At 67.9% G+C, this 25,218-nt stretch carries 27 protein-coding genes; 10 read left to right on the top strand and 17 right to left on the bottom strand.

Annotated elements, in window-relative coordinates; genetic code table 11:
• Positions 1 to 188 precede the first annotated feature (188 nt).
• From AB0H54_RS03755 to AB0H54_RS03745, 3 genes are read right to left on the bottom strand one after another with little or no spacing between them, the layout of a single operon-like run.
• Positions 189 to 1,028, bottom strand: a complete 840-nt coding sequence (locus AB0H54_RS03755) for a sugar phosphate isomerase/epimerase (protein ID WP_357344188.1) — start codon at positions 1,026 to 1,028, stop codon at positions 189 to 191.
• Positions 1,029 to 1,070: 42 nt separating this feature from the next.
• Positions 1,071 to 2,864, bottom strand: a complete 1,794-nt coding sequence (locus AB0H54_RS03750) for a hypothetical protein (protein WP_357342537.1) — start codon at positions 2,862 to 2,864, stop codon at positions 1,071 to 1,073.
• A complete protein-coding gene (locus AB0H54_RS03745; protein WP_357342535.1) occupies positions 2,861 to 3,844 on the bottom strand; it encodes a Ppx/GppA phosphatase family protein in 984 nt (327 codons plus the stop codon). Before AB0H54_RS03745 ends, AB0H54_RS03750 begins: the two co-directional genes overlap by 4 nt.
• Positions 3,845 to 3,909: 65 nt before the next feature.
• Between AB0H54_RS03745 and AB0H54_RS03740 the strand changes: the two genes are divergently transcribed.
• Positions 3,910 to 4,788, top strand: coding sequence for a hypothetical protein (locus tag AB0H54_RS03740; RefSeq protein WP_357342533.1), 879 nt, complete (start codon positions 3,910 to 3,912; stop codon positions 4,786 to 4,788).
• 70 nt (positions 4,789 to 4,858) lie between these two features.
• The gene (locus tag AB0H54_RS03735; protein WP_357342531.1) at positions 4,859 to 5,188 is read left to right on the top strand and encodes a hypothetical protein; all 330 of its coding nucleotides are present in this window, start codon (positions 4,859 to 4,861) and stop codon (positions 5,186 to 5,188) included.
• Positions 5,189 to 5,247: 59 nt separating this feature from the next.
• Here AB0H54_RS03735 and AB0H54_RS03730 read toward each other — a convergent pair whose 3' ends face one another.
• The 3 genes from AB0H54_RS03730 to AB0H54_RS03720 all read right to left on the bottom strand — a co-directional run bounded on the left by AB0H54_RS03730 (position 5,248) and on the right by AB0H54_RS03720 (position 7,687).
• The gene (locus tag AB0H54_RS03730) at positions 5,248 to 5,937 is read right to left on the bottom strand and encodes a response regulator transcription factor (protein WP_019049472.1); all 690 of its coding nucleotides are present in this window, start codon (positions 5,935 to 5,937) and stop codon (positions 5,248 to 5,250) included.
• The gene (locus tag AB0H54_RS03725) at positions 5,934 to 7,172 is read right to left on the bottom strand and encodes an ATP-binding protein (protein ID WP_355274013.1); all 1,239 of its coding nucleotides are present in this window, start codon (positions 7,170 to 7,172) and stop codon (positions 5,934 to 5,936) included. The genes AB0H54_RS03730 and AB0H54_RS03725 overlap by 4 nt, the downstream gene beginning before the upstream one ends.
• Before the next feature lie 128 nt (positions 7,173 to 7,300).
• A complete protein-coding gene (locus AB0H54_RS03720; RefSeq protein ID WP_355274016.1) occupies positions 7,301 to 7,687 on the bottom strand; it encodes a helix-turn-helix domain-containing protein in 387 nt (128 codons plus the stop codon).
• Positions 7,688 to 7,798: 111 nt separating this feature from the next.
• Between AB0H54_RS03720 and AB0H54_RS03715 the strand changes: the two genes are divergently transcribed.
• On the top strand, positions 7,799 to 8,524 hold the full coding sequence (locus tag AB0H54_RS03715) for an NAD(P)-binding domain-containing protein (protein WP_357342529.1): 726 nt from the start codon (positions 7,799 to 7,801) through the stop codon (positions 8,522 to 8,524).
• 40 nt (positions 8,525 to 8,564) lie between these two features.
• On the opposite strand, the gene AB0H54_RS03710 is transcribed toward AB0H54_RS03715, so the two are convergent.
• The 4 genes from AB0H54_RS03710 to AB0H54_RS03695 are packed head-to-tail and all read right to left on the bottom strand — an operon-like array spanning position 8,565 to position 11,605.
• Positions 8,565 to 9,269 carry an ESX secretion-associated protein EspG gene (locus tag AB0H54_RS03710; RefSeq protein ID WP_357342527.1) on the bottom strand — a complete coding sequence of 235 codons (705 nt, stop codon included), beginning with the start codon at positions 9,267 to 9,269 and terminating at the stop codon, positions 8,565 to 8,567.
• Positions 9,266 to 10,603: a hypothetical protein gene (locus AB0H54_RS03705; RefSeq protein WP_357342526.1), complete on the bottom strand. Its 1,338-nt coding sequence runs from the start codon at positions 10,601 to 10,603 to the stop codon at positions 9,266 to 9,268. The genes AB0H54_RS03710 and AB0H54_RS03705 overlap by 4 nt, the downstream gene beginning before the upstream one ends.
• 2 nt (positions 10,604 to 10,605) lie before the next feature.
• Positions 10,606 to 11,241 carry a DUF3558 domain-containing protein gene (locus tag AB0H54_RS03700; RefSeq protein WP_357342524.1) on the bottom strand — a complete coding sequence of 212 codons (636 nt, stop codon included), beginning with the start codon at positions 11,239 to 11,241 and terminating at the stop codon, positions 10,606 to 10,608.
• Position 11,242: 1 nt separating this feature from the next.
• A complete protein-coding gene (locus AB0H54_RS03695; protein ID WP_357342523.1) occupies positions 11,243 to 11,605 on the bottom strand; it encodes a hypothetical protein in 363 nt (120 codons plus the stop codon).
• Between the two features lie 355 nt (positions 11,606 to 11,960).
• On the opposite strand from AB0H54_RS03695, the gene AB0H54_RS03690 reads away from it, so the two are divergent.
• Genes AB0H54_RS03690 through AB0H54_RS03680 form a run of 3 tightly spaced genes read left to right on the top strand, consistent with a single transcriptional unit; the run spans position 11,961 to position 15,308 of the window.
• Entirely contained in the window at positions 11,961 to 12,287 is a 327-nt protein-coding gene (locus AB0H54_RS03690; RefSeq protein ID WP_357342522.1) for a hypothetical protein, read from the top strand.
• Entirely contained in the window at positions 12,280 to 14,757 is a 2,478-nt protein-coding gene (locus tag AB0H54_RS03685; protein ID WP_357342520.1) for a hypothetical protein, read from the top strand. Before AB0H54_RS03690 ends, AB0H54_RS03685 begins: the two co-directional genes overlap by 8 nt.
• A 14-nt stretch (positions 14,758 to 14,771) precedes the next feature.
• Positions 14,772 to 15,308, top strand: coding sequence for a DUF3558 family protein (locus AB0H54_RS03680; RefSeq protein WP_357342518.1), 537 nt, complete (start codon positions 14,772 to 14,774; stop codon positions 15,306 to 15,308).
• A gap of 215 nt (positions 15,309 to 15,523) precedes the next feature.
• Here the strand turns inward: AB0H54_RS03680 and AB0H54_RS03675 are convergent, their stop codons facing one another.
• Together AB0H54_RS03675 and AB0H54_RS03670 are read right to left on the bottom strand one after the other, a co-directional pair.
• Entirely contained in the window at positions 15,524 to 16,504 is a 981-nt protein-coding gene (locus AB0H54_RS03675) for an Rpn family recombination-promoting nuclease/putative transposase (RefSeq protein ID WP_357342517.1), read from the bottom strand.
• Between the two features lie 117 nt (positions 16,505 to 16,621).
• Positions 16,622 to 16,969 (bottom strand): DoxX family protein, encoded by a 348-nt coding sequence (locus AB0H54_RS03670; protein WP_357342516.1) that lies wholly within the window; start codon positions 16,967 to 16,969, stop codon positions 16,622 to 16,624.
• A 205-nt stretch (positions 16,970 to 17,174) separates the two neighbouring features.
• Between AB0H54_RS03670 and AB0H54_RS03665 the strand changes: the two genes are divergently transcribed.
• On the top strand, positions 17,175 to 18,290 hold the full coding sequence (locus tag AB0H54_RS03665) for a serine hydrolase domain-containing protein (RefSeq protein WP_357342514.1): 1,116 nt from the start codon (positions 17,175 to 17,177) through the stop codon (positions 18,288 to 18,290).
• A gap of 57 nt (positions 18,291 to 18,347) precedes the next feature.
• On the opposite strand, the gene AB0H54_RS03660 is transcribed toward AB0H54_RS03665, so the two are convergent.
• Positions 18,348 to 19,085, bottom strand: a complete 738-nt coding sequence (locus AB0H54_RS03660) for a phosphoglyceromutase (RefSeq protein WP_355274046.1) — start codon at positions 19,083 to 19,085, stop codon at positions 18,348 to 18,350.
• A gap of 71 nt (positions 19,086 to 19,156) precedes the next feature.
• Positions 19,157 to 20,050, bottom strand: coding sequence for an ROK family protein (locus AB0H54_RS03655; protein ID WP_357342512.1), 894 nt, complete (start codon positions 20,048 to 20,050; stop codon positions 19,157 to 19,159).
• Between the two features lie 201 nt (positions 20,051 to 20,251).
• Here AB0H54_RS03655 and AB0H54_RS03650 point away from each other — a divergent pair, with 201 nt between their 5' ends.
• From AB0H54_RS03650 to AB0H54_RS03640, 3 genes are all read left to right on the top strand, one after another.
• A complete protein-coding gene (locus AB0H54_RS03650; RefSeq protein ID WP_357342511.1) occupies positions 20,252 to 21,427 on the top strand; it encodes a lipase family protein in 1,176 nt (391 codons plus the stop codon).
• Between the two features lie 101 nt (positions 21,428 to 21,528).
• A complete protein-coding gene (locus AB0H54_RS03645) occupies positions 21,529 to 21,798 on the top strand; it encodes a type II toxin-antitoxin system prevent-host-death family antitoxin (RefSeq protein WP_357342509.1) in 270 nt (89 codons plus the stop codon).
• Entirely contained in the window at positions 21,788 to 22,240 is a 453-nt protein-coding gene (locus AB0H54_RS03640) for a type II toxin-antitoxin system VapC family toxin (protein WP_357342507.1), read from the top strand. The genes AB0H54_RS03645 and AB0H54_RS03640 overlap by 11 nt, the downstream gene beginning before the upstream one ends.
• Position 22,241: 1 nt before the next feature.
• Here AB0H54_RS03640 and AB0H54_RS03635 read toward each other — a convergent pair whose 3' ends face one another.
• The 3 genes from AB0H54_RS03635 to AB0H54_RS03625 form a co-directional block, all read right to left on the bottom strand.
• On the bottom strand, positions 22,242 to 22,760 hold the full coding sequence (locus tag AB0H54_RS03635; protein WP_357342505.1) for a YbjN domain-containing protein: 519 nt from the start codon (positions 22,758 to 22,760) through the stop codon (positions 22,242 to 22,244).
• Complete coding sequence (gene mshA, locus AB0H54_RS03630) at positions 22,757 to 24,115, bottom strand: D-inositol-3-phosphate glycosyltransferase (protein WP_357344187.1); 1,359 nt, start codon at positions 24,113 to 24,115, stop codon at positions 22,757 to 22,759. Before mshA ends, AB0H54_RS03635 begins: the two co-directional genes overlap by 4 nt.
• Positions 24,116 to 24,269: 154 nt before the next feature.
• On the bottom strand, positions 24,270 to 25,214 hold the full coding sequence (locus AB0H54_RS03625; protein ID WP_357344185.1) for an alpha/beta hydrolase family protein: 945 nt from the start codon (positions 25,212 to 25,214) through the stop codon (positions 24,270 to 24,272).
• Positions 25,215 to 25,218: the final 4 nt, after the last annotated feature.

Genomic DNA, 25,218 nt, shown 5'->3' with positions numbered 1-25,218 from the left:
CCGCCGTCGCGCCGGGTCTCGGCAGGGGTGGGGGGGCGTGGGTCCGGGTCGACGACCTGACCGAACGGCGCGTCGGTCGCGAGTTCTCGCGTCATCGTCACTCCTGGTCGCGGTTCACTTCGGTTCGTACAGCGTACAAGCATGCTATGCAAGGCACCATACTGCGGCGGTGTGACGTAGCAGATGCCTCAGCTGAGGTCGGCGTGGGTGGCGCCGGTGAGGTGCCTGCGCGCGAAGTCGAGCGTGCGGCCGAGCAGAGCCGAGCGTTCGGCCGTGGTGCGCGCGGTCTGGGTGTTGATCTCGGCGACGGCGTGCCCGGTGAAACCGGTGTGCACCAGGTGCTCGCACAGCTGCGCGCACGGCTGGGTGCCGTCGCCAGGGACCAGGTGCTCGTCATGGGCGGCGCCGCGGCCGTCGGCCAGATGCAGGTGCACCAGGCCCTCGCCCATCCGCCGGGCCAGCTCGAGCGCGTCGGCGCCCGCGGTCGCGGTGTGCGAGAGATCGAGGGTGTAGTGCTCGAAACCGATGTCGGTCGGATCGAAGGACGGGCTGAACGCGCTCACCGCCGGACCGGGCCCGGAGCGGCGTTCGAGCCTGCGCACCGCGCCCTCGCGGAACAGCGTGTCGGCGCGCATCGGGAACATGTTCTCCACCGCGACCTTGACCGGATAGTTGGCCTCCAGCTCACCGACCTGATCGGCGAAACCCTTGGCGTAGCGGCGCTGCCAGCGGAACGGCGGATGCACCACCACGGTGTCGGCGCCGAGCGCCTGCGCGGTACGCACACTGCGCTCCAGCTTGGCCACCGGGTCGGCGCCCCAGACCCGTTGGGAGATCAGCAGACACGGCGCGTGCACGGCGAGCACCGGAACGCCGTAGCGCTTCACGTAGGACTGCACGGTCGCGATGTCCTGGCTGGCCGGTTCGGCCCACACCATCAATTCCACACCGTCGTAACCCAATTCGGCCGCGTAGCGGAACGCCGCCTGGGTGTTCTCCGGATACACCGACGCCGTCGAGAGCCCGATTCCGATATCCGCCCGCGCGTTCCCCACAGCCCACTCCCTGCTTCAGCTGGTACTGAGGAGAAAGGCTAGCGGTCCGAGCGTCACGAAGACGCCTACGACGACGGCGATCACAGTGCTGTAGATGTCGTCGGTGCGGCGCAGTATCCGCACCAGCGCCACCAGCCCGAGGATGACGACCATGGCCAGGGCCAGCGCGACCCAGGGCAGCGTCTCCCACATCGTCTCGAAACCCTTGAACAGCAACATTCCGGCGATCGCCGCGCCGACGCTCTGCCCGCCGAGGATCAGCCACTGACGGCGGTTGTCGTCCTCGGTGGCGCCGCGCGCCAGCTGGGAGAATCGCCCGCTAGCGCGGGTGGCCGCGACCCGGCTCGCCGCCCGCGACTTGGCCCGGCTCGCCACCTTGGACGCGGCGGCCTTGGTCGCGGCCCGCCTGCTCGCCCTGGTCGGCTTCGGTTCGGGCTCGTAGTCGTCGTAGTCGTCATCGTCGTAGCCGGTGTCGTAATCGCCGGTGGTGTAGTCGGTGTCGGAGTAGTCGTTGTCGGCGTAGTCGCGGTCGACGTAGTCGGACTCGGCGTAGTCGTCGGTGTCCGGCTCGGCGGCGCGGTTACCGCCGACGCGGTAGACCTCGGTGCGGGCGTCGGCGTCGTCGGCCTGCTGGCGCAGCAGGTCACCGGCCACCGACTGACCCGAGATCAGCGGCTGCTCCTGGCTGACCGGCGACCAGGCGGCCGTCGGGAAACCGCCGCTCTCGGGCGCGGACGGCGCCGGGTCGGGCCGGTGCCTGCGCGCCGACCAGGACGGCAGCCCACCGGTCTTGCCCGCGTCGGGCCCCGGCCTGCGCCGATCCAGCGACGGCCGCTGCTCGGCCTCGGGGGCGGGCCAGCCGGTCCCCCGCGCCTGCGGGACGTCGGGGGCGGGCGGGGCGTTGTAGGCCTGCGTGGCGTCGATGTCGGCGCGCGGGCCGAACTCGGGGAACGCGTTGAAGCCGGGCGCCGCGCCACCGGGAGCGGGGAAACCACCGAAACCGGATCCCGAGTCCTGGCGGCCGGGGAAACCACGGGCGGTGTCCGGGGCGGGAGCGGGGGGTTCGAATCCGGTCGGCGCCGCGTATCCCGACGCGTCCGGCGTCCACGGCGCGGGCGCCGCGGCGGCCTCCTCGGCGGCCTCGGCCGCGCGCCTGCGGGCAGCCCGGCCACCGGTGGCGGGCGGCGCCTGCGGCGGCTCGGGCAGCGGAGCGGGTTCGGGCGCCTCGTCCGGCTCGGCCCGGCGGCGACGGCCGCCACCGACCGCGGGCAGCGCGCCCGAGCCGAACATCTCGGCGATGCCGGGATCGACCGGCTGGGCCGAGCTGGGCGCGCCCAGCCGGCCGGGACCACGTCCGGCACCGCGCGAGCCCGAGTCGCGCGCCTCGGCGCGATACGGGCCGAACGGATCGGCCGACGAGCGCGGGCCCGCCACGCCGAGCGGATCGCTCGAATCGGGGGCGGAGAACCCGGACTGGGGATCGAAGCGGGTGATCGGCCCCGACATCGGCGAGTACGCCGGCTCGGCCGGGCCCGGCGGCGGATACGGCGCGGGCTGATAACTCGCGGGCGGTTCGTAGGCGGGCGCCGGCTCCGGCTGATAGGCGGGCGGCTCGGGCTCCGCGCTGGGCGCCGCGTGCGAGTTCGGCCGGACGGCCGCGTTCTCCCCCGTCAGATCATTGACCGAGAGCCCGCGACCACTGCGCCGCCGTCTGCCGCCCCCGCCGCTCGCCGGCGGCGACGCGCCCTGCGCGGCATTGCGCGCGAGTAGTTCGGCGACCGATAGCTGTTTCGAATCGTCAGCACTCATGCCGACTCCGCTCTCGCCACCGACGCGACCGGCGGGACGATGGACGGCCCCCCGTTCGGCTCGGTATCCAGCTTGCGCAGGATCAGGCCTTCACGCAGCGCCCATGGGCAGATCTCGATGCTGTCGAGCGACAACGCCCGCATACTCGCCTCCGCGACCAGTGCGCCGGCCACCAACTGCTGGGACCGGTCCGAACTCACGCCTTCCAGCTCCGCGCGGTCGGCCGCGGTCATCCGGGAGATGAACGCGATCAGCTGGCGCAAACCGGAGCTGGTCAGTGTACGGCGCACCCGAGGACCGGCGGCCGAGGGTGCCGCCCCGGTCAGCCTGGCCAGCGAGCGGAAGGTCTTCGAGGTGCCGACGGCCAGGTCTGGCTTGCCCGCTTCGATGATGGTCCGGGTGGGCGCGACGAGCTCGGCGTCGAGCCAATCGCGCAGGACCGCGATCTTGCGCTTGCTCGGCGGATCGTCGCGCAGCCACTCCCTGGTGAGCCTGCCCGCGCCGAGTTGCAGCGACAGCGCGACGTCGGGTTCCTCGTCGCCGCCGTTGGACATCTCCAGCGAGCCGCCGCCGATGTCGAGGTTGATGATGCGGCCCGCGCTCCAGCCGAACCAGCGGCGCACCGCGAGGAACGTCAGCCTGGCCTCGTCGTCGCCGGAGAGCACCTGCAGATCGACTCCGGTCATGCCGCGCACCCGGGCCAGCACCTCGTCGGAATTGGTGGCCTCACGCAGGGCCGATGTGGCGAACGGCATCAGCTCGACGCACTTGGAATTGCGCGCCAGATCGGCGAATTCCTCGATGGTCGCGATCAGCCTGGCCTCGCCCGCCTCGGTGATGCGGCCGTCCCCGTCCATGTTCTCCGAGAGCCGTAACGCCGACTTCGACGAGCTCATCGGCATCGGGTGACCACCACGATGCGCGTCCACCACGAGCAGGTGAACGGTATTGCTTCCGACATCGAGAACACCAAGCCGCACAGGAATACGGTACTTGGTGATCCGGTACTACAGGTCAGGCGACTGAACTGTTAGCGTCACAAGTTGTGACCGAAGGCGCATCTGGCACCGCGGAGACCGGGCTCCGACCTGGGCGAAAGATCGATCCGAGCCCCGAGGTCGAGCTCGACTTCCCACGCGAATGGATCGAGTTCACCGACCCAGCAAACGACGAGCACCAAATCGTCGCCGATCTGACCTGGCTACTCTCCCGCTGGTCGTGTGTATTCGGCACACCCGCCTGTCAGGGCATCATCGCCGAACGCCCCGACGACGGGTGCTGCTCGCACGGCGCTTTCCTTGCCGACAAGGACGATCGCAAGCGGCTGGCCGGTGCTGTGAAGATGCTCACACCCGAGGACTGGCAGCTGATGGGCGAAGCCACCGAGAAGGGCAAGGTCGTCAAGAAGGGTTACCTCGAGCTCGACGAACTCGAGGACGAACCGGCCCTGCGCACCCGCCGCTTCGACGGCGCCTGCATCTTCCTCAACCGCCCCGGTTTCGCCGCGGGCCCCGGCTGCGCGCTGCACATCATGGCGGTGCGCAAGGGCATCGAACCGCTCGAGGTGAAGCCGGACGTCTGCTGGCAGCTGCCGATCCGCCGCACCCAGGATTGGGTGGAGCGTCCGGACGGAGAACAGATCCTGCGCACGGTAGTCACGGAATACGACCGCCGCGGCTGGGGTCCGGGCGGCCTCGATCTGGACTGGTACTGCACCGGTTCGCCCGACGCGCACGTCGGCGCCAAGCCGGTGTGGCAGTCCTACGGCCCCGAGCTGCGGGAACTGCTCGGCGCGCCCGCCTACGAGGAACTGGCCCGGCTGTGCCGCCGGCGCGAGGGCCTCGGTCTGATCGCGGTGCATCCGGCGACGGTGGAGGCGGAACGCATCCACCCCGAGGCTCACATTTCGGATCAATCGGCGTGAAAACCTCGTAACCTGCTGGTTCACCCCGTGGTCATGCGGAAGTCACTCCGATCGGGTTGGATCGTTATCCATGTCGAAGAAAGCGCTCTCCCTGGCGACCCTCGTGATCGGCGCCACCCTCTCCATGACCGGCCTGGCCAACGCCGAACCGAACGGTGACCCGGCCAAGTACGCGGACTTCACCTCGAGCTTCGTGAACTACAACTCCCCCGAGGCCCTGACCGCGGCCCAGGACGGCAAGTACATCATCGTGAGCCCCCAGGGCACCACGACCACGATCGCCTGCCGTGGCACCGGCACCGACGTGGCGATCTACGACTGCATGCAGGAAGACCAGTTCGGCTGGTACAACCTGCGCAAGATCGACACCCCGCTCGGCCCCGCCTGGAGCTCCGTCTAAGTCCCTCCGAACACGAGAGCCCCGTCGGCGGACCGACGGGGCTCTGTTCGTTCGTGGGATCAGGCTTCGAGCTTGTACCCGAGGCCACGCACGGTGACCAGGTGCTCCGGCTTGGCCGGATCGGCCTCGATCTTCGAGCGCAGGCGCTTGACGTGCACGTCCAGGGTCTTGGTGTCGCCGACGTAGTCGGCGCCCCACACCCGGTCGATCAGCTGCCCGCGGGTGAGCACGCGACCCGAGTTGCGCAGCAGGTATTCGAGCAGGTCGAACTCCTTGAGCGGCAGGGTCACCTGCCCGCCGTTGACGTGCACCGTGTGCCGGTCCACATCCATCCGCACCGGACCGGCCTCGAGCACGCCGTTCTCGCTGCCGGAATCCAGCTCGTCGCCCGCGCCGCGGCGCAGCACCGCGCGGATGCGGGCGATCAGCTCGCGCGCCGAGTACGGCTTGGTGACGTAGTCGTCGGCGCCCAGTTCCAGGCCGACGACCTTGTCGATCTCGCTGTCGCGCGCGGTCACCATGATCACCGGCACGCCGCTGCGGGTGCGCAGCTGCTTGCAGACATCGGTGCCGCTCATGCCGGGCAGCATCAGGTCGAGCAGCACGATGTCGGCGCCGGAACGATCGAACTCGGCCAGCGCGGACGGGCCGTCGCCGACAACGGTGACGTCGAAGCCCTCCTTGCGCAGCAGGAACGCCAGCGGATCGGCCAGCGACTCCTCGTCCTCGACGATCAACACACTCGTCATCTGCGTGCCTCCACACCGTTCGTTCGTCCAGCGGGGGTGCGCTGGACAATGGTTTCTCTCGTGGCGAGCTCCGGCCCCTGCTCCGCGTCCTCGTCCCCATCGGTTTCCAGATGGGCGGGGATGCGCAGCGTGAACGTCGAGCCGGTGCCCAGTTTGCTCCACAGGGTGATCTCACCGTTGTGGTTGGCCGCCACGTGTTTGACGATGGCCAGGCCGAGCCCGGTGCCGCCGGTCGACCGTGAGCGGGCCTTGTCGGAGCGGAAGAACCGCTCGAACACCCGCTCCTGGTCTTCCTTGGCGATGCCGATGCCACGGTCGGTGACGGCCATCGCGACGTGATCGCCGCGCAGCGACCGGCTCACCGACACGTGCGACCCCTGCGGCGAGTACGCGATGGCGTTCTCGACCAGGTTCGACAGCGCGGTGACCAGCAGCGTCTCGTCGCCGAGCACTTCCAGCCCACTGGGCCGATCGGTGCTGACGGTGATGCCGGCGGCCTCGGCGGCGGTGCGCGACCGGTCGACGGCCTGCTGCACCACGGTGTCGACGTCGACCACGGCCAGATCCGGCAGCTTCTCGGCGCCCTGCAGGCGCGAGAGCGCGATCAGCTCGGTCACCATCTTGCCGAGGCGCCGCGATTCGCCGAGCACGCGCGAACCGAAGTGGCGCACGGCCTCGGGATCGTCGGCGGATTCCAGCATGGCCTCGGCCAGCAGGCTCATCGCGCCGACGGGGGTCTTGAGCTCGTGGCTGACGTTGGCGACGAAATCGCGCCTGGTCGCCTCCATGCGCGCCTGCTCGGAGTCGTCGTCGGCGAACAGCACGACGAAGCTGGTCTCCTCGCGCGAGAGCTTGCGGGCGACGCCGCGCACGGCGATCCGGCCACGGCCGGGCAGCGGGTTCTTGGCGGTGAGGTCGTATTCGGCGGACTCACCGGTGGCGAGCACCTTCTCCACGGCGGCCCACGCGCGTTCGTCGAGCAACCGATTGCGGACCAGGCCGAGTTCCTCGGCGCGCGGATTCACCAGGACCACGTCGCGGTACTCGTCGACCACGGCGATGCCGCTCTCGGAGGCGAGCACGATCAGGTCGAGCACCTGGGACATGGTCAGCCCGGTGTCTTCCTGGGTGCGGGCGGCCTGCCTGGCGTTGACATACGGGATCAGCAGGCCCCCGACTGCCAGTCCGACGACAGCCGCGAGGACTGCCAACAGCACGGCCTGCGGAACACTCACGCTTTGATCGTACGAGTGCCGACCGACGTATCGGTGGCGGGTCGTCGAAGTTTCGCGCAGGTCACAGGCCCTTGGCGTGGCGTTCTCGTGCCGTTCACCCGGCGGGCACCTGGAGTGTCCTCGGCGTGTCAGTCCGGCGGTTCGCCGTACATCGCGAGGGTCACCGCGGCCCCGTGCCGGTCGACCCATGCGCCGAGCGCATAAATCGGCTGGAGCAGATCGCGGCCCGCTTCGGTGAGTTCGTATTCCACTCGCGGCGGTGCTTCGGCATACCGCTGCCTGCGCACGAGCGTCATCTGTTCCATCCGGCGCAGCGTCTGGGTGAGCATCTTCTGGCTGATGCCCCCGACGGCGGTGCGAAGGTCACTGTGACGAAGCGGACCATCGCGCAGCATGTACACGATCACGGGCAGCCAGGAATTCCCGAACAGATCGACGCCCATCCTGGCGGGGCAGTCGGACTCGTAGTCGCCGTACGGCGCGTAGTCGACCCGTTCGGCCGGTTCCGCGGTCATGCGATCCAGCCTGCCACCGCCGAAAGGCACCCCGGAGTGCCTATCGGAATTCCTACCGTCGGTGTGGTCGATGCCATCGGGCGTCGGCAACCGCGAACCCTGGGAGTTCTCATGCGAATCGGAATCATCGGCGCCGGTGCGATGGCGGCCGCGCTCGGCGGCGGCTGGGCGGCGGCGGGCCACGAGGTGCGGATCGGCGCGCGGTCGGCCGAGGCCGGGCGCGCGCTCGCCGCCCAGATCGGCTCGCGCCAGCCGGTGCGGCGATCCACCGAGGTGCCGGGCATCGGCTCGGCGGCGACGCCCGTGGTCCACGCGGGCGACATCGCCTCGGCGATCACGGACGCCGACGTGGTGCTGCTGGCGGTGCCGGTGGACGCGCTCACCGCCGTGCTCGGCGAACACCGTGACGCGCTGGCGGGCAAGGTCCTCATCGATTGCACCAACGCCTTCCTGCCCGACGCGGCCGCGCCCGAGGGCGTCACCGCGTTCGTCCTGAGCGAGGGCGCGGTGACTGAACGCATCGCGGCGACCGTCCCGAAAGCCCACGTGGTCAAGGCTTTCAACCTGCTCGCCGCCGAGGTGTGGGCCGGACCGGACCGCGTCTTCGACGGCGAACGACTGGCCGTCCCGCTCTGCGGTGACGACGCCGACGCGCTGCGCACCGTGGCCTCCCTAGCCGAAGACCTTGCCCTGCAACCGTTCCCGGCCGGTGGCCTCCATCGGGCGAGATACCTGGAGGCCACCTCGGTCTTCACCGTCGGCCTGTGGTTCGCCGGTGCGAACGCGCGGGCCATGCTGCCACCGCTGTCGGCGGCATTCGCGGTGGCCGACGCCTAGGTCCAGCCACAAAACCCCAGCAGGACAAGCGTTCCGGATCTCAGTCGCCGCGCCCGGGGGCGGTCGCGATGGCTTCGATGGCGTCGATCAGGCGTTGCTTGCCCGCGGGTTCGATATGCAGATCCTGGAATCGCCGGTAGCTCAGGTAGCGGCCGTCGTCGGTGACGTCGAGCCAGGTCAGGTACCTGGCCGGGGTCGCGCGCTCGGCGTGCAGGCCCACCCTGGCCTCGATGTACCCGGACGCCGCGCGCGGCGACGCGGTGAGCCGGTGCATCCGCTCGGCGACGGAATCCGCTGCGCGCTGCCAGGATTCGAAGTGCGCGGCCAGGCGGTCGACGTCCTCGACGAGGTGGCCCGCCTGTCCCGCGGGCAGCTCGCCGAGGAAGGAGGCGAAGGCGCGCGTCACCATCCCGGCGCTGCCGGAGAACACCTCGACACTGTTGTCGTCGTACTGCCGGATCACCACACCGCGCTCCCCCGACCGCGCGCCATAGGCCCGCAGCCGGGGCCCGGCCTGATCGAAGACCGCCATCGCGGTGTCCGGTCGGGCCGCATGCCGCAGGACCGCGGTCAGGTCGGGGTCGGCGCCGGTCGGCCAGCGCTGCGCCGCGTCGCGGGCCAATTCCTCATATCGGCCCTGGGTCGGCGCGTCCGAAAACACGGTCAATGGGAAGGGGTACCGGTCGGCGCCGGTCTCCCCCTGCCAGACGAAGGCGAATTCGTCGGCGGTGAAGGTCCAGCTCACGATGCCCCCGCGCCGCCCTGGTCCGCGACCCGCGTCGACGGCGCGTCCGAGCCGATCGCTTCGGGCACCGCGGGAATCTCGTCCCCGAACAGCTCCGGCTGCACCCGGCGCAGATAATCGGGTGCGTTGTGTTCCTCCTCGTCGTCCTTACCGCCGCCGCGCGCACCCGGCGCGCCCATCATGCCCGGACTCATGCCACGCCCGGCCGCCGCGCCCGCCGCACCGGAAAGCCCTGCGGCAGCGAGGTTCTGGCCGACACCGGCCGGCGCCCGACCGGCGACGGACCCACCCGGCGTCAACGTGGCGCCACCAGGGCTCGAACCGCCCGGCGACCCCGACCCCGGCGAACCGCCACCACCCGGGCTGGTCCCCGGGGTGGTCGACGCCGGTGTCGTCGAGGCGGGCGTGGTGCCCGCCGGATTGGTGCTGCTGTCGTCGCCCTGCGAGTCGTCGGAACCGCCGCTGTCCTCGGTATCAGTTCCCGCCGTGGTGGTCTCGTCGTCGTCGGTCGTCGTCCCGGGTTGCGTGGTTTCCTCGGTGGTGCCGGGGTCCTCGCCGGTCGTCGTCCCGTCGTCGGTGGTGTTCCCGCCCCCGCCGTTGGTGGTGCCACCGTTGTTCGAGCCGCCACCACCGGTGCCCGGATCGTTGGGATTGACGGTGCCCGGCTGGGTGGGTGCGACGAAGGTCGGCACGTTCTCCCCAGCGGGGCCGTAGGTCGGCTTGTAGGTCAGGTTCATCGCCGCGATCGCCTGCATGCGCCGGTCTTCCTTCTCTCGGTCGGTAGCCGCCGCCGACCCGGGAACCGCGAGTTCCGCCAAGGTCGCGGGCACCGACGTCCCCGGATCGGCCACCACAGTCGCGTTGATAGGCGCCGGCACAGCCACTTTCACCGCCTCCGCGCCATAGGCCGCGGCCTTCACCCGATGCCCTACCGCCGACAGCACCATGTACACGTCCGTCGCCTCGGTGACGAACTTCCGCCCAGCAGCCTCACCGGCGGAGGCGAACTCGCCGTGCAGACTCGACGATGCCCGCGCGGTCTGGATCATCAGCCCGGTCACCGCACCGGAGATCTCGGTGAACATCGCGACCCACTGATCACCGAACTGCTGCATCACGCCGGGCTGCATCTGCTGCACGGCGTCGTAGATCTCCTGGTGCGAAAAACTATCGAACGGCTCGAATTCAGAGATGTACTTTGGATCGACACCGCCGTGACTGAGCGATTCCTGTTGCTTCTCAGCACCGGACTGCTGCTGTCGCCCGCTGACCTGCTGATCCAGTCCTGGCAGAATCACGCTCAGCGGATTCTGCGACCCTCCCCCGTCAGCCATGGTCAGTTCTCCTTACCGATGGATTTCTCTACGACCGAGGCGATTTCCATGATGTTGGCGCAGGGGTCGAGACCCTTGTTCTTACCAAGACTTTGAACAAGCGTCCCGACGATCACGACACCGGCGTCAGTCACCATGTGTACCTGGCACGCATCCTCGCCACCCGGCTGTTCGCGCACCAGCCCAGCCTGTCGACCGTTGACGGTCGTCGCCTCCAACCAGGCGCCGTTCTTCTTCAGGTTCTCGTCCCAGGTCGTGTTTCCCGAGTCGACGTGGAGTGCAAGTGTGTTCCCGGGGCTGTCGAACAGGCAGGTCAAGAACGTGTACTCCGCGACAAGATCCGGGCCACGCTTTCTGGACTCGGGTCGATAGCCAACTGACTGGATATCGGCATCGCTGATCCACGTACAGGGGTCGAAGATCACCGTTGGCCGTCCCGACGACCTCGTGTACTTGTTGTCCTGAGACGGCGGCTGCAGCTTTGGGTTCGTCAGCGTCGGCCGAGCTGGCGACGTCTCCGCCGCGCTTGCGGAACTCCCCGGCGTGTCAGAGGTAGCGCCGTCGTTGTTGGCGGCCGAGCCACAGGCCGATGCCGTTACTACGACAAGAGCACAGCCCACAGTCGTCCAAAATCTCATGTCATACCTGCCCTGGTAGGTTGCCCAGCGCCGACGCATTCAGTTGGTCCGCCTCGCTGAGGATTCCGGCAGCTTGGAGGTAACCGTCCGCCATACTGCGCGCGGCGGTCGCCATCTGCCCGAGGGTTTCCTTCGCTCGTGCCGCCTTCTCAGCGAAGCCGTCCTGCAACTCCTGCGCGGACTTCAGCGATCCGAAACCGTGGATGGTCCTGAGCACCTCCGCGTCCTTGACCCACCCATCGCACATGCCCGCGAACCGCAGGTACGACTGAGCCACTTCCCGAGCCGCATCCGGCTCCATCGTCAACTGCCCCGACGACGCCGCATTCCACAGCTGCGCGGCCGCATCCCCACCGATAGCCACAGGATCCCCTCCCAACGATGCCCACCCGCATCCTAGCGCCCGATCTTCCGCACACGATATAGGTGCTCGAGTGGTCACGGCGCACGAGACCGACCGCGGCCACCACCACCCATTCCAGCCCAGGCCGGTGCACCGATCGGCTGGTAGCCTCACGGCGGACATGGAACGGGGGAGAAATGTCGCGACCAGCCACCTATGCGGGGACCACCCGCCGTCGTGTGCGCCGCCCGACTCCCCGCCGCTTCGGCGCGTTCGTTCCGGTCACCAGAATCCGTCCCGGCGATCAGCTGAATGCTCCAGCACCGCCGAGCAGCGAACTCACTTCCGCCGGAGTGCGGTCAACCCATGGAGAACAATGCTGAAGGCCGACATCGACCAGATACGCGCTCTCACGGTGAAACTCACCAACGCGGGCGAAAGCATCGACGCGCTGGACGTCCGCTCCGGCGCGAGCTCGCTGGACGCTTCGCTCCCTGACGGCACGAACGACGTGAACGACGCGACGTTCTTGATTCCAGAGGCGGCGGCGCAGGCAGCGCTGGCGGTCGAAGGCGCCTTTCTGCGCGCGGCCGAGCGCTACAAGCAAGTAGCGTCCCTGTGCACCACGTGCGCGGACAACCTGCAGATGACCGACGAGGAATTCGGCCGCAAGCTCTCCGAACTGGACATCCACAGTGCATAAGCGTTCCGATGTCGAGAAGTGGGACCTGGAAGCGGTGAAGACTTGGGCAGGCCAGGTCGCTGCGGCACGCGGCGCCCTGGTGGTGTGCGCCGATACGACGATGACCCACATGCGGGACATGCAGGCCAGCTGGTCGGGCGCGACCTACCTGGCCGCGTATGACCGTGTCGCCGACGACCACACCCAGGTTCAGAAGCTCGCGCTGGAGGTCGACGAGCTGGTGACCGCTGTCAACGACGAGGTGAACAACGTCATCTCGCATCGCACGACGCTGCTGGGCAAGGTCGCGGACGCACAGGGCCTCGGAATGACTGTCGACGACGTGTGGAAGGTCATGGACTACGACAACGTCGAAGCCGACGTGCGCCGCGACCATCAGACCTTGATCAACAACGCGCTGTACCCCTTCGAGGACGCCGTCACCAAAGCGGTCCAGGCCATCACCAGCCAGGCGACCGAGATCAGGTCGGCAGGCGACCTGCTCGGTTCGAGCCTGGACGTGAGCGCAGCCGACACTCAAGCAGGACGCTTCGGCAAGGAGGACGGCACCGAGCTGGCCGAGGCCGTCAAGACCAACGACAAGGCCAAGATCGACGAGATCCTTGCCCAGATGCCCCAGCCTGCGCTCACCCAGTTCGAGATCGATCGGCTGGCCGAGGGCAACGAGGTCAACACACTCCCACAAAGCACCCAGGACTATTACAAGACGTTCTTTCAGGCTGCGGGCAAAGACGGCATCCTTGGCCTGAACGAACAACTCCTGGCACGCGAGAACGCCGGAGACACCAGCGCCGCCGCACAGCGCAACAACCTCGCCAACACTATCCTCGCCGTTTCCAACGAGAAAGTGGGAACTACCAACGGTTCAAAAGGATCGTACTCGAATCTACCACCGGACCTGCAGGAGCTCATCTCGGGTCGCACCGAGGATTTTACCGGCGCCTACAACGGCGACTATCAGCGAGAAAACCGCTTCGAGGAACTCGGCCAATTCGGCGAGCTTCTGAGCGAGTCTGATCCGGGTATGCAGCCCGGTAAACAGCTCGGAGTTGAACTCGGCCGCCAAAGCGAAAGCATGGTGGCGTATTTCGACACCTATGCGAAGAATACCGATGGCCAGCTCCCCCCTGGATTCAGCAGCGACGACAAGACGGCGGTTCAGGAAGGAGCGCAAGAACTTATCGCGATCGCCACCCGCAACGACGACGTGAGCTACTCACTGCTTACCGGAAACGATCTACCGCCGGCCCCTGATATCGGCTCAGAATACAAGAACGATCGCCCGTTCAACGCCGAAGAATTCCGGAACACCATGTTCCGGCAAGAATGGCCTGACGATGGCCAAGCGGCAGCCGGATTGCTGGACTGGATTGCGGAAGACACCCACAAGCCCGGCGAGGAAGGCCTGCGAGCTAATCAGGCACTCGCTGATCTGCCAGATTACTTCGCCCCCACCGGAAGCGCATCCGATGATTCGGTATCCGGACGGGCCGGACTCAAAGAGGAGGACGGCCAGACGGTCTTCAACCGTAGCGTCGATGCGTTCAGTACGAATCCGAAGCTGTCCGACACCATGGCGAATATAATGGGTAGCAATATCGATAAATACATCTCTGGCCACGCGACCGAAACCCGACTCGTGGATGATCCGACTCTGCCAGGAACAAATAATCGACTCGCTGAACTCACGACGACGGATGCCGACAGATTGCTATTTCTGGCGAGCCAATCCGAGGGCGGTCGACTCATGCTCGAGGTTAGCCGCCAAGAGTACGAATCCGCAATGATCGGACGAGCGTTGTCCGAAGGCGGAAGCAACCCCACCGAGTGGCTGAATACCAACGCACCCAACCTCGCACAACTGGACGGTCGGTACACGACCGCCATAAACAACGCGTTGACCTGGCAGGACGAGAAGAACAGCCAGACAGAGTTCGATGAGAAGACCGCAACCTTCGAGAACCGCCAAAAGGCAGGCGAGATCGTCAAGTCGCTTACTTTGGATAATCTGGAGATTCCAGGCCGAAACCCTGTAGGGGTGATCGGCAACGAGGTATTCGGGGTATTGAAGGACGAGGGATACAACGCCGCCATGGAGAAATGGAATCCCGAGCCCGAGAAGGAAGTCGTCGTACCACCAAATCCCTCCGCATTGACGACCCATTCCGAGAACGACATCAGATCCACAATCTTGCAGGAGATGATCAAAGAGGGCAGCCTCCCAGCATACGGGACCGATGCGAATGGAAATCGCGTCGATTTCCTGGACAGCAACGGACGCCTTGTAGATGTCGGCGGCTTGTCCGGTTCTGCCATAACCGCCTTCAACCAGACACTGACCGACCGCGGACTCAACGGCTATGTCGACAGGTACGGCGCGGACCATGCAGTCGCGCTGAGCACTGGGTTGGAAACAAAAACAGACGATCTCTACCAATACGTTACCGGCAAACCAATGCCCTCGAAATAGTAGGAGCAGGCGATATGACGAAATGGCAATGCACAGCAGTCGCAGCCCTATCGATCTTCGCTCTGGCGGGCTGCACGTCGAGTAGCACCGAGCCCGGTGACAAAACAACTACGACCGCGAAATCCACTGCACTCGACCCGTGTACAGACCTAACCGCCGGTTTCATAGAAAAATATGAAATGCAAACTCCCGGCCGACGAACAACGGAATATAACAACATTCCGGGATGCGAATACAAAAGATCCGTCGCCGAGCATTCGAAAGTATTCGTCGCACTCTACAAACCGTCCGAGGTATCAGCCAACGAAGCAGGCCTGCCACCGACAAGAACGGTAGCGATTGCAGGTTATCCAGCGGAGATATCGGGGTGGCGTGAAGCGCCCGCGCAGGCCGGCAAATACCTGTGCTCAGCCAAGGTTGAACTGAACGAACACTACCTGATGATCTACTATAGCGACGGCCTGCTTCCATTGCCCGACGAGGACTACTCATGCCGCAGAGCGACGGAGATGAGCGAGGACCTCGTTGAAATGGTAGTGGGACAGAAATAGCCGTCCATGGTGAAACCATACAAACGAATCCAAGGCTGCGACCGAGGATTGATTCCGCCACCCGGCTGAGGCCGAGGTCTGGCGATGTCGAGGATCGTCAGACCCGGTTGTTCAGGCGGACGAGCCCAGGACGAGGGCTGCGACCACGTAGCGGAATCTGGGCTATGAAAGCGGCGAAACCGAGGTGGGGCGAGGCCACACCCGACGCGTGCCGGTCAGGCGAAGACTTCGTCGAGGGTGTCGGCGGTGAGTACTCGCCGCGCCCACAGACGCAACCGATCCAGATCCGCCGTCCGGACCCGTGCCGACAGCTCGGCGGGCACAGTGCCGAACTTCTCGATCAGCAGCTCGACCAGGATCTCGGCTCTGCCCCGCGCTTCGCCACGAGCCTCGCCTCGTGCCTCGCCCTCGGCGCGCAGGCGCTCCGCTGTCGTCATGATCGCCTCCTTGGCGCGCGGACCGAGCTGTTCGATCACCGGATCCAGGTCTTGTTCGGGCGTATCGCCCACGATCAGGATATAGCTGAATGTCGGGCGGAGGTCGACGGTGGGATCGGCTTCCATGGCGCGTAGGTCCTCGACCAGCTCGAGCATGTCGTCACCGAGGTGGGCACTGCCGGGGGCGATCTTGTGCAGGATCAGCATGACGCGGGTGGCGGGGGTCAGGTCGCGGGCACGGAGCGCTGCCAGGTCGAGGGTCGCTACGTCGTCGAGGAGGAAGGAGAACCTCGGGAGCCACGGGCAGAGCAGCTCGTACGTGGATTCGTCCAGGTCCAGCAAGGGACGCAGTTCGGCCGGGGCCGTCCAGTGACGAGTTCGGCCGCTGTGCACGACCAGTGGGATCACCGCGGGAAGTAGTTCGGCGTCGGGGTGTTCGCGGCGGTGCTGGGCCCAGATGTTGACGACGTACTCCAGCATGCGCAGCGCCATGAAGCGGTCGTTGCCGGACTGGTGCTCGATCAGCACGTAGACGAAGGCGTCGCGGCCGTCGAGCTGGGTGCGATAGAGCAGGTCGCTGTAGCGCGATCGCAGCTCCTGCGACACGAAACTGCCGGGTTGCAGACGCAGCGACTCCAGGTCGAGCCGGGCGGTGATCGCCGAGGGCAGGGCCGCGCGGATTTCGCTGGCGGCATCGGCGGGCCGGGCCATGACACACCGGAAGTAGGCGTCGTGCGGATTCGACGGCGGCGAGACCATGTGAGCGAACCTACGCCGCTGGTGATGCCGATTACGAATCACTCAAATCGACCATGCGACAACCAGATACGAGAGACCACCTGGGATCCGGCGCTTCGGATCCCAGGGACCGGTCAGTCAGGCGGCGGCGCCGAGGCCCAGGGCTACCGCGACCGGGAGGAGGTAGAGCAGGGGGAAGGCGACGGTTTTGTACGAGCGGGCGCGGAGGACCGTGATGACCGCGCCGAGGAAGTAGAGGATGAGGGCGATGGCGGCGGTGATGCCGAGGGCGGGGATCCAGAGGCCGAGGAGCAGGCCGAGGGCGCCCGCGGCTTTGGCGAGGCCGAGGGGGGTCCACCAGGTTCGGGGGACGCCGTAGTCGATCAGGGGGTCGACGACGAAGGGGGCTCGGCGCAGGAGTGAGAAGGCCGAGAAGCCGACCCAGAGGGCGGCGATGACGGTGACGATGATGTACGCGGTGTGCATGGTTGGCCTCCTTCGGCAGCCGCGTTGTTCGCGGCGTCTACCGAGGTGACGACGTAGCCGAGGTGGGTGTGACATCGCGGGGCTGATCGCCGAATCCTGGGGTGTCACCTGGTGATTCGCCGGTCGGGGCCCGTACTCCGGTCCGAGGCGGTGGCAGTACCGCAGACCGATGCGCGTCGCGGGCGGCGATTTCTACCGTCGGATCATGCGTACCCGAGTTCTTGCTCTCGCGATCTGCACAACCGCCGTGCTGCTGTCGTCCTGCACGACCGGTGCGGCGGACCCACTGCCCTCAGGGGTCGCCGCCCGGGCTGACACCGTGCAGGCGGATCTCGATGGGCTGATCGGCTCCGGCGCTGTCGGCGCGCTCGCGACGCTCACCGACAACGGCACCATCGTCCTGGCCGCTGGCACGACCGACCTCGCGACGCCGATGCCCACCGATCCGCCACAGCATGTCCGGGTCGGCAGCATCACCAAGACCTTCACCGCGGCGGTCGTGCTGCAACTGGTGGCCGAGGGCAAGGTCGAGCTCGATCGGCCGGTCGATATGTACCTACCCGGGCTGCTCACCGGGGACGGCATCGACGGTCGCGTCATCACGGTCCGGCAGATCCTGGGTCATCGCAGCGGGCTGCCCGAGCCGATCGATGCCCTGGGCGTGAACGAGCACACGGCGGCGCGGCTCGGCCGCACCTTCACCCCCGCGCAGGAGATCGCCCTCGCGCTGCGGTACCCGGCTCGGTTCGCCCCGGGTGCGCGGTTCGAGTACACGAATACCAACTACATCGTCGCGGGGATGTTGATCGAGGCGGTGACCGGACGCGGCTACGGTGACGAACTGCGTGCGCGGATCGTCGCGCCGCTGGGGCTGTCGGGCACGTATCTTCCGGCTACCGGCGAGACCGGTCTGCGCGATCCGCATCCGGCCGGCTACACCACCGTCGACGGCATCGTCACCGAGGAGACGCTGATGGAGCCGTCGGTGCCGTGGGCGTCCGGTGCGCTGGTCAGCACCGGGGCCGACCTCAATCGCTTCTACACCGCGCTGCTGGCCGGTCGGGTGGTGTCGCTGACACAACTGCTGCCGATGCTCGACGGGGTCGATATGGGTGGCGACGACGGCATGTCCTACGGCCTAGGCGTCGGCTACACCCGGCTACCGTGCGGCGCCCGCTTCGTCGGCCACGTCGGTGGTGTGCGGGGCTTCACCGCCGTCTCCGGCGCCACGGAGGCCGGGCGAGCGGTCACCTTCTCCTTCACCGGCACGCCCAGCGCCACGGAGATCGGCACGCTGCTCACCCACGCGCTGTGCGACTGACCGGCAACAGACCGGCCCCGCACCGTGGGAACGATGCGGGGCCGGTCCGGGGAACGACTACTTGCCGCCCTGGCTGGCGACGGCGGCGGCGCCCGCGGCGGCGGCCTCCGGGTCCAGGTATTCGGCGGGCTTGACCGGGCGCAGGTTCTCGTCGAGCTCGTAGCGCAGCGGGATGCCGGTGGGGATGTTCAGGCTGGAGATGTCCTCGTCGGAGATGTTGTCGAGGTGCTTGACCAGCGCGCGCAGCGAGTTGCCGTGGGCGGCGACCAGGACGGTCTTGCCGGTGAGCAGCTCGGGGGCGATGGTGGTCTCCCAGTACGGGATCATCCGGGCCACGACATCCTTGAGGCACTCGGTCTTGGGGACCTCGATGCCCGCGTAGCGCGGGTCGCCTTCCTGGCTGTACTCGTTGTCGTCGGCGATCGGCGGCGGCGGCGTGTCGTAGCTGCGGCGCCACAGCATGAACTGGTCCTGGCCGTACTGCTCGCGGACCTGCTCCTTGTTCTTGCCCTGCAGGTCGCCGTAGTGACGCTCGTTGAGCCGCCAGTCGCGGATGACCGGGATCCAGTGCCGGTCGGCGGCGTCGAGCGCGTTGTTGGCGGTGCTGATCGCGCGGCGCAGCAGCGAGGTGTAGACGATGTCGGGCAGAACGTCGTGCTCGGCGAGCAGCTCGCCGGCCCGCTTGCCCTCGGCGATGCCCTTGTCGGTCAGGTGCACATCCACCCAGCCGGTGAACAAGTTGAGGGCATTCCATTCGCTCTCGCCGTGGCGCAGCAGCACGAGGGTGTAGGTCATGGGGTCATTCTGGCATTTCGCCGATACTTCCGGCCCACCCACCTGCTATGCGGGCGCACTGGCCCCGGGGATCACGCCGCGTCCGCCTCCACCGCCAGCACCCCGGCGCCGACGAGCGTCGCGCCGTCGGCCAGCGTCGACAACTCCACCGTGAGCCCGCGGACGAACTCCAGCCGCGCGTGCCGGGCGACCGCCGCGCGCAACGGCCCCCACAGCGGCTCGCCGGAGTGCGCGAAGCCGCCACTGATCACCGCGCGGTCCACATCGAGCAGGGCGGCCGCGCTGGAAACCGCCTGTCCGAGCGCGGTTCCCGCCCGCGCAAGCGCGGCGGTCGCCACCCGGTCGCCCCGGTGCGCTGCCTCGGCGAGCTCGATGCCGGTCGTGCCCGCCCAGCCGTGCTCACGCGCCCAGCGCACCGTGGACAGTCCGCTCGCCACCGCCTCGACGCAGCCGAACCCGCCGCAACCACACGGGGTGTCGTCACCCGGGACGACGATGTGCCCGAGATGACCGCCGTTTCCGGTGCGCCCCACCAGGACTCGCCCGTCCGCGATGATCCCGCCACCGACCCCGGAGGACACCGTCAGCGCCAGCCCGTCGGCCACCCCGCGCAGCCCGCCGACCCGATGTTCGGCCAGCGCCAGGCACGCCCCGTCGATAGCCAGCCGCACTGCTGCGGCCGGGAACAGCGCCCGCACGTGCTCGACGATCGCGAATCCGTCGCGCCACGGCGGCAGGTTCAGCGGACGGACGACACCGGCGGGCACGTCGACCGGGCCCGCCGAACCGATCCCGACGGCGGTCACCTCGGTGTCGCCCGCCACAACGCACAGCAGGTCGCGACAGGCCGTCCACGGGTCGTCGGTCGCGGTGGCCGCGCGGCGCACGCCACGCAGCGTGAAATCCGGATCGACCAGTCCCGCAGCGAATTTCGTCGCCCCGATGTCGAGTGCTAGTGCCGTCATCACCCCTCCTGTCCGCGCGGTGCCCGGCACCGTGTCGTCGCAGCCCAACAGGGCCGTGCGGACCACGCGATGTGAGGGATCACAGCATGTGGCACACGACACTTTGACTACTGGTTGGTACGCACGGCCCATTTTCGTTAGATACTTCGACGCGGGTCGGGTCTAGTCAGCTGGGCAGCACAACTCTGATGAAGGATAGCTGTGTCGAAATTTGTCGTACTGGTGTTGAGCCTGCTGTCGGTGGGCTTCCTAGCCGCACCGGCGGGGGCGAACCCGTTGTATCCGACCCCCGATCCGGATCCGTTCTTCGCGGCACCGAGTGACATCGCGGCGCTCGCGCCCGGTGACGTCGTGCGCAAGCGTCGCATCGACACCCTGCTCTACCCCGGGACCGAGGGCTGGCAGATCGCGTTCCGCTCCACCAACTCGGCGGGCAACGCGATCATGGGCGTCACCACCGTGCTGATGCCGATCGGCGTGAAGAACCCGCCGCTGGTGTCGTATCAGGCGCTGATCAACTCGATCGGCACCCGCTGCAACCCGTCGCAGTCGCTGTTCAACGGCGAACTGCAGGACGCGCCCGGCGCGATGCTGCCGTTGCAGCGCGGCTGGGCCATCTCGGTCCCGGACTACCTCGGCCCGACCGTCGCCTACGGCGCGGCCAAGCTCAGCGGCATGGTCACCCTCGACAGCGTGCGGGCCGTGCAGAAGGTCGCCGAGCTGGGTGTCGAGAACTCGCCGGTCGCGATCGCCGGGTACTCCGGCGGCGGCATGGCCACCGCGTGGGCGGGTGCGCTGCAGCCGACCTACGCGCCGGAGCTGAAGCTGTCGGCCGTGGTCGCCGGCGGCATCCCCGCCGACCTGGAGCTGATGGCCGACGCCCTCGGTTTCGCGCCGCACCCCGGCTTCGGCCTGGCCTTCGCCGCGGCGATGGGCATCGAGCGCGAGTACCCCGAGCAGGTGCCGGTCTCGGACCAGCTCAACGAGAACGGCCTGTGGTTCCGCGAGTTCACCAAGGACGCGTGCCGCCGGTTCCTGCTGTTCCACGGCATCTTCCGCAACGCCGAGCAGATGGCGGCGTCCAAGGAACTGATGACCAGCCAGGTCGCGCGCGGGGTGCTGCGCGAGAACAGCCTCGTGCACTTCACCGGCGCGCCCACCGCGCCGACCTACATCTGGCAGGGCAAGTACGACACCCTGACCCCGTACGGTCCGGTCGCCGAGTCGGTCGCGCACTTCTGCTCGAAGGGTGCCCCGGTGCAGCTGCAGACGATCGAGATCTCCGAGCACATGACCGCCGCCGCGGCCGGTTTCGTGGACGCCTGGAACTACGTCGAGTCCCGCTTCCGCAACGAGCCGGTACCGTCGAACTGCTGACCTGACACCGGGTACCCGTGCGCGCAAACACGCGGGTACCCGGTATCGACAGCCCTTGGCACGTGGTAGCACAAGGTGGCACTGCTCGCTAAGCTGGGAATATGAGTGCCCAGCCAGAGATCACCCAACGGGATCTACGGAACCGGTCCAAGGAGATCATGGACGCGGTTCAACACGGCACGTCATTCACGGTCACCCGTGATGGCCACCGGATCGGTGAGCTGATCCCCCTGCGGCGCCGACGCCGCTTCGTCAGCCGAGCTGACTTCGCCGCGATGTCGCGGACCTCTCCGGAGATCGATGTCGCGAACTTCCGCGCCGATCAGGCGATCGCGATGGACGACACGGCGGGCGACCCCTATGACGCCTGAGACACCCGAGGCCGGACTGCTCGACACCAATATCCTGATCCTGCGCCGTCGGATCGATGCGAACGAATTGCCTGATCAGATGGCGATCAGCGCCGTCACCCTCGCCGAGCTGTCCAGCGGACCGAATCAGGTTCGGCCCAATTCGGAACAGAACGACTACGACGAGATCGAAGAACGCGCCCGCCGGCTGGAGGTGCTGCAGCGCGTCGAGAGCGAGTTCGATCCGATTCCGTTCGATGTGGAGGCCGCGCGGATCTACGGGCGGGTTTCCGCTGCGGTGGTCGCCGTCGGCCGCAAACCACGCCGACGCGTCGCCGATCTGATGATCGCCGCGACCGCGATCGCCGAGGACCTGCCGCTGTTCACCACGAATCCCGATGACTACATCGGTTTGGAGAAGCTGCTGACCATCGTCGCCGTGACGCGACCGTCGAACGGGTGAGCTAGTCGCGCGGCGGCGCGGCCATGTCGTCCGGCGTCTGCGTGTCGATCAGATGCTCGAAGGCGCGCAGGTTCTTGAGGGACTCGCCGCGGGAGACGCGCCACTTCCATTCCTTGCGGATGGATTCGGCGAAGCCGAGTTCGAGCAGGATGTTGAAGTCGGTGTCGACGGCCTCGAGGATCTGGCCGAAGACGCGGTCGAGCTCGTCGGGGGTGACCGACTCGGCCGACATGCGGCCGACGAGGTAGATGTCGCCGACGTTGTCGAGGGTGTAGGCCACGCCGTAGAGGCGGCGGTTGCGGCGCAGCAGGTACTTGTAGACGCCTTCGAAGTTCTCGTCCGGCTTGCGGCAGACGAACGATTCGATGCGCACGCCGTGCTTGCCGACGGTGAGCATCACCGTCGTCTTGAGCTTGCGTTCGCCGGGCAGGACGACGATGAAGGTGTCGTCGGTGTGGCGGGTGTATTCGATCTCGCGGTCGCGCAGCGTGTCGTCGATGACCTGCGATACGGCGCTCACCTGCGTACTCCCGTCCGGCGCCGCCACAGCGCCCGCGATCTGGCCTGGCTGGTCTCGCCCGCGTGCAGGGCGATCGGGCCGCGTTCGGCGCGGAACCCGGCCATGGCGGCAGCGTAGCTGTCGAGCAGCCCCTCGGCGGTGTGCGCCCAGGAGAACTCGCTCGCGTGCGTGACGGCGGTGGCGCTCATCCGCGCCAGGCGATCGGGGTCGTCGAGCAGGGCGGCCAGCGCGTCAGCCCAGTCCGGGGTGCGGTGTCCCGGCACCAGCAGACCGGATTCGCGGTGCCGCACGGCGGTGCCGAGGCCGCCGACGTCGGCGGCGAGCACCGGGGTGCCGCTGGCCTGCGCCTCGATGGCGACCAGGCCGAAGGATTCGTTGTAGCTGGGCACCGCGACGACATCGGCCGCGCGATACACCTGCACCAGCCGGTCCGCGGGCTGCGGCGGCAGGAAGGTGACGTGGTCGGTGATGCCGAGATCGGCGGCCAGCTCGATCAGCGCGTCGGGGCGGGCAAGGCCGGATCCGGACGGTCCGCCGACGATCAGCACCCGCAGCTTGCGGCGGGGGTCGCGGCGCAGCAGCGCGGCCGCGGCGCGGACCAGCACGTCGGGGGCCTTGAGCGGCTGGATCCGGCCGACGAAGGCGACGACCTGCTCGTCGGCCCGCAGGCCGAGCTCGGCGCGGGCCGCGAGCTTGTCGCCGGGCCGGTACCGGGTCAGATCGGCGCCGGGCGGCACCACGTCGATGCGATCAGGCGAGGCGCTGTACAGGTCGACGAGCTGGCGGGCCTCGTCACCGGTGTTGGCGACGAGCCGGTCGGCCTCGGCGATGACCTGCTTCTCGCCGATCACCCTGGTCTCGGGTTCGGGAGCGTCGCCATCGGCGAGCGCGGCGTTCTTCACCGCGGCCAGCGTGTGCGCGGTGTGCACCAGCGGCACCCGCCAGCGGTCGCGGGCCAGCCAGCCGACCTGGCCGGAGAGCCAGTAGTGGGAGTGCACGAGGTCGTAGTGGCCGGGCAGGTGGCGCGCCTCCTGGCGCAGCACCTCGGCGGTGAACGGGCACAGCTGGGTGGGCAGGTCGTTCTTGTCCAGGCCCTCGAACGGTCCGGCGACGACGTGGCGCACCAGCACGCCGGGCCCCGCCTCGGCGACCGGCGGCAGATCCGACGAGGTCGCGCGGGTGAAGATCTCCACCTCGGTGCCCCGTTTGGCGAGCTCGAGCGCGGTTTGCAGCACGTAGACGTTCATGCCGCCCGCATCGCCGGTTCCGGGCTGCGCCAGCGGTGACGTATGCACCGAGAGCACCGCGATGCGGTGGGGCAAAAGTTCCGGACGACGCTGACTCACACCCTCCAGTGTGCACGCCGCGACGCCGCCGCCGACATCCCTACCGGGATCGGTGACGGTCGTCACAGCGTATTCGTGAGTGAGTTCACGTGTGTGTCGACACGAGCCTGCCGGATTCGCGAGATCGGTGCCAGCGAATTCCGGACATCGTGTTCGCGGCGGGTCAGCGGCGCAGCGCCTTGTCGAACATCGGCCAGGACTTGTGCAGATCCTGCTGCCAGTAGCCCCACGAGTGGGTGCCGTTGGGCCGCAGATCGACGGTCGCGGGGATGCCGAGCGATTGCAGCCGGTCGCGCAGCTGCTGGGTGCACGCGCCGGTGACCGCCTCCAGCGACGCGCCGAAGAGCAGCTCCATGGTCCGCTGCACTGGGTCGTCCTGGACACCGATGGTGTCGAACGGCCCGGGAATCCCGTTGCCGGAGGACAGATACACCTCGGTGCCGCGGAAGGTCTCGGCGTGCAGGTAGGGATCGTGCGCCGTCCACGCCGGATCGGTCGGCGGCCCCCACATGTTGCGGACGTTGCCGAGCCTGCTGCCGACCACCGCGCTCACGATCGCCTGTCCGCGTAGGTCACTGGTGCGCACGCACCCGCTGTAGGACCCAATCGCCCGGTACAACCCCGGTTCGGCGAGCGCGAGCTGGAACACCGCGGTGCCCGCCATCGACAGTCCCGCGATGGCATTGGCGCCGGTGCCGTCGAACGCGGCGTCGATGACCGGCGGTAATTCCCTGGTGAGGAAGGTGGTCCAGCGCTGCTTGCCGAGCACCGGATCATCGGTGCGCCAGTCGGCGAAGTAGCTGCCCGCGCCGCCGAACGGGATCACCACATTGACCTGTTTGTCCTTGAAGAACTCGACGACATCGGTGCGATCGAGCCAGTTCCCGTCGCTGCCGCCGCCGACTCCGTTGAGCAGATACAGCGTCGGCGCAGGCGAATTCGGGTCAGCGGCCCGCAGCACCCGCACCCTGGCGACGGTATCCATCGCGGGCGAGTACACCCCGATGTCGATGGTGTGATCGGCCTCGATCCGCCGATCCTCGATCCGCGCCGCGGGTTCCGCCGCGGCGGGACCGGCGGCCACCGTCCCGGCGAGCACCGCCAGCACCACC

Origin of the sequence: Nocardia sp. NPDC050718 (genome assembly GCF_040654235.1) — a bacterium.
Lineage (GTDB): Bacteria > Actinomycetota > Actinomycetes > Mycobacteriales > Mycobacteriaceae > Nocardia.
Note: the sequence above shows the minus strand (reverse complement) of the source record. Positions and strands in the feature narration are given on the sequence as shown.

What these genes read in the sequence shown, in the direction of transcription:
- AB0H54_RS03715 (WP_357342529.1), top strand. Translation starts at nt 7,799, where the DNA reads ATGCGAATCGGAATCATCGGCGCCGGTGCGATGGCGGCCGCGCTCGGC.
- AB0H54_RS03700 (WP_357342524.1), bottom strand. Translation starts at nt 11,241, where the DNA reads ATGAGATTTTGGACGACTGTGGGCTGTGCTCTTGTCGTAGTAACGGCA.
- AB0H54_RS03735 (WP_357342531.1), top strand. Translation starts at nt 4,859, where the DNA reads ATGTCGAAGAAAGCGCTCTCCCTGGCGACCCTCGTGATCGGCGCCACC.
- AB0H54_RS03640 (WP_357342507.1), top strand. Translation starts at nt 21,788, where the DNA reads ATGACGCCTGAGACACCCGAGGCCGGACTGCTCGACACCAATATCCTG.
- AB0H54_RS03680 (WP_357342518.1), top strand. Translation starts at nt 14,772, where the DNA reads ATGACGAAATGGCAATGCACAGCAGTCGCAGCCCTATCGATCTTCGCT.
- AB0H54_RS03675 (WP_357342517.1), bottom strand. Translation starts at nt 16,504, where the DNA reads ATGGTCTCGCCGCCGTCGAATCCGCACGACGCCTACTTCCGGTGTGTC.
- AB0H54_RS03720 (WP_355274016.1), bottom strand. Translation starts at nt 7,687, where the DNA reads ATGACCGCGGAACCGGCCGAACGGGTCGACTACGCGCCGTACGGCGAC.
- AB0H54_RS03690 (WP_357342522.1), top strand. Translation starts at nt 11,961, where the DNA reads ATGCTGAAGGCCGACATCGACCAGATACGCGCTCTCACGGTGAAACTC.
- AB0H54_RS03660 (WP_355274046.1), bottom strand. Translation starts at nt 19,085, where the DNA reads ATGACCTACACCCTCGTGCTGCTGCGCCACGGCGAGAGCGAATGGAAT.
- AB0H54_RS03730 (WP_019049472.1), bottom strand. Translation starts at nt 5,937, where the DNA reads ATGACGAGTGTGTTGATCGTCGAGGACGAGGAGTCGCTGGCCGATCCG.
- AB0H54_RS03750 (WP_357342537.1), bottom strand. Translation starts at nt 2,864, where the DNA reads ATGAGTGCTGACGATTCGAAACAGCTATCGGTCGCCGAACTACTCGCG.
- AB0H54_RS03665 (WP_357342514.1), top strand. Translation starts at nt 17,175, where the DNA reads ATGCGTACCCGAGTTCTTGCTCTCGCGATCTGCACAACCGCCGTGCTG.
- AB0H54_RS03670 (WP_357342516.1), bottom strand. Translation starts at nt 16,969, where the DNA reads ATGCACACCGCGTACATCATCGTCACCGTCATCGCCGCCCTCTGGGTC.
- AB0H54_RS03645 (WP_357342509.1), top strand. Translation starts at nt 21,529, where the DNA reads ATGAGTGCCCAGCCAGAGATCACCCAACGGGATCTACGGAACCGGTCC.
- AB0H54_RS03655 (WP_357342512.1), bottom strand. Translation starts at nt 20,050, where the DNA reads ATGACGGCACTAGCACTCGACATCGGGGCGACGAAATTCGCTGCGGGA.
- AB0H54_RS03705 (WP_357342526.1), bottom strand. Translation starts at nt 10,603, where the DNA reads ATGGCTGACGGGGGAGGGTCGCAGAATCCGCTGAGCGTGATTCTGCCA.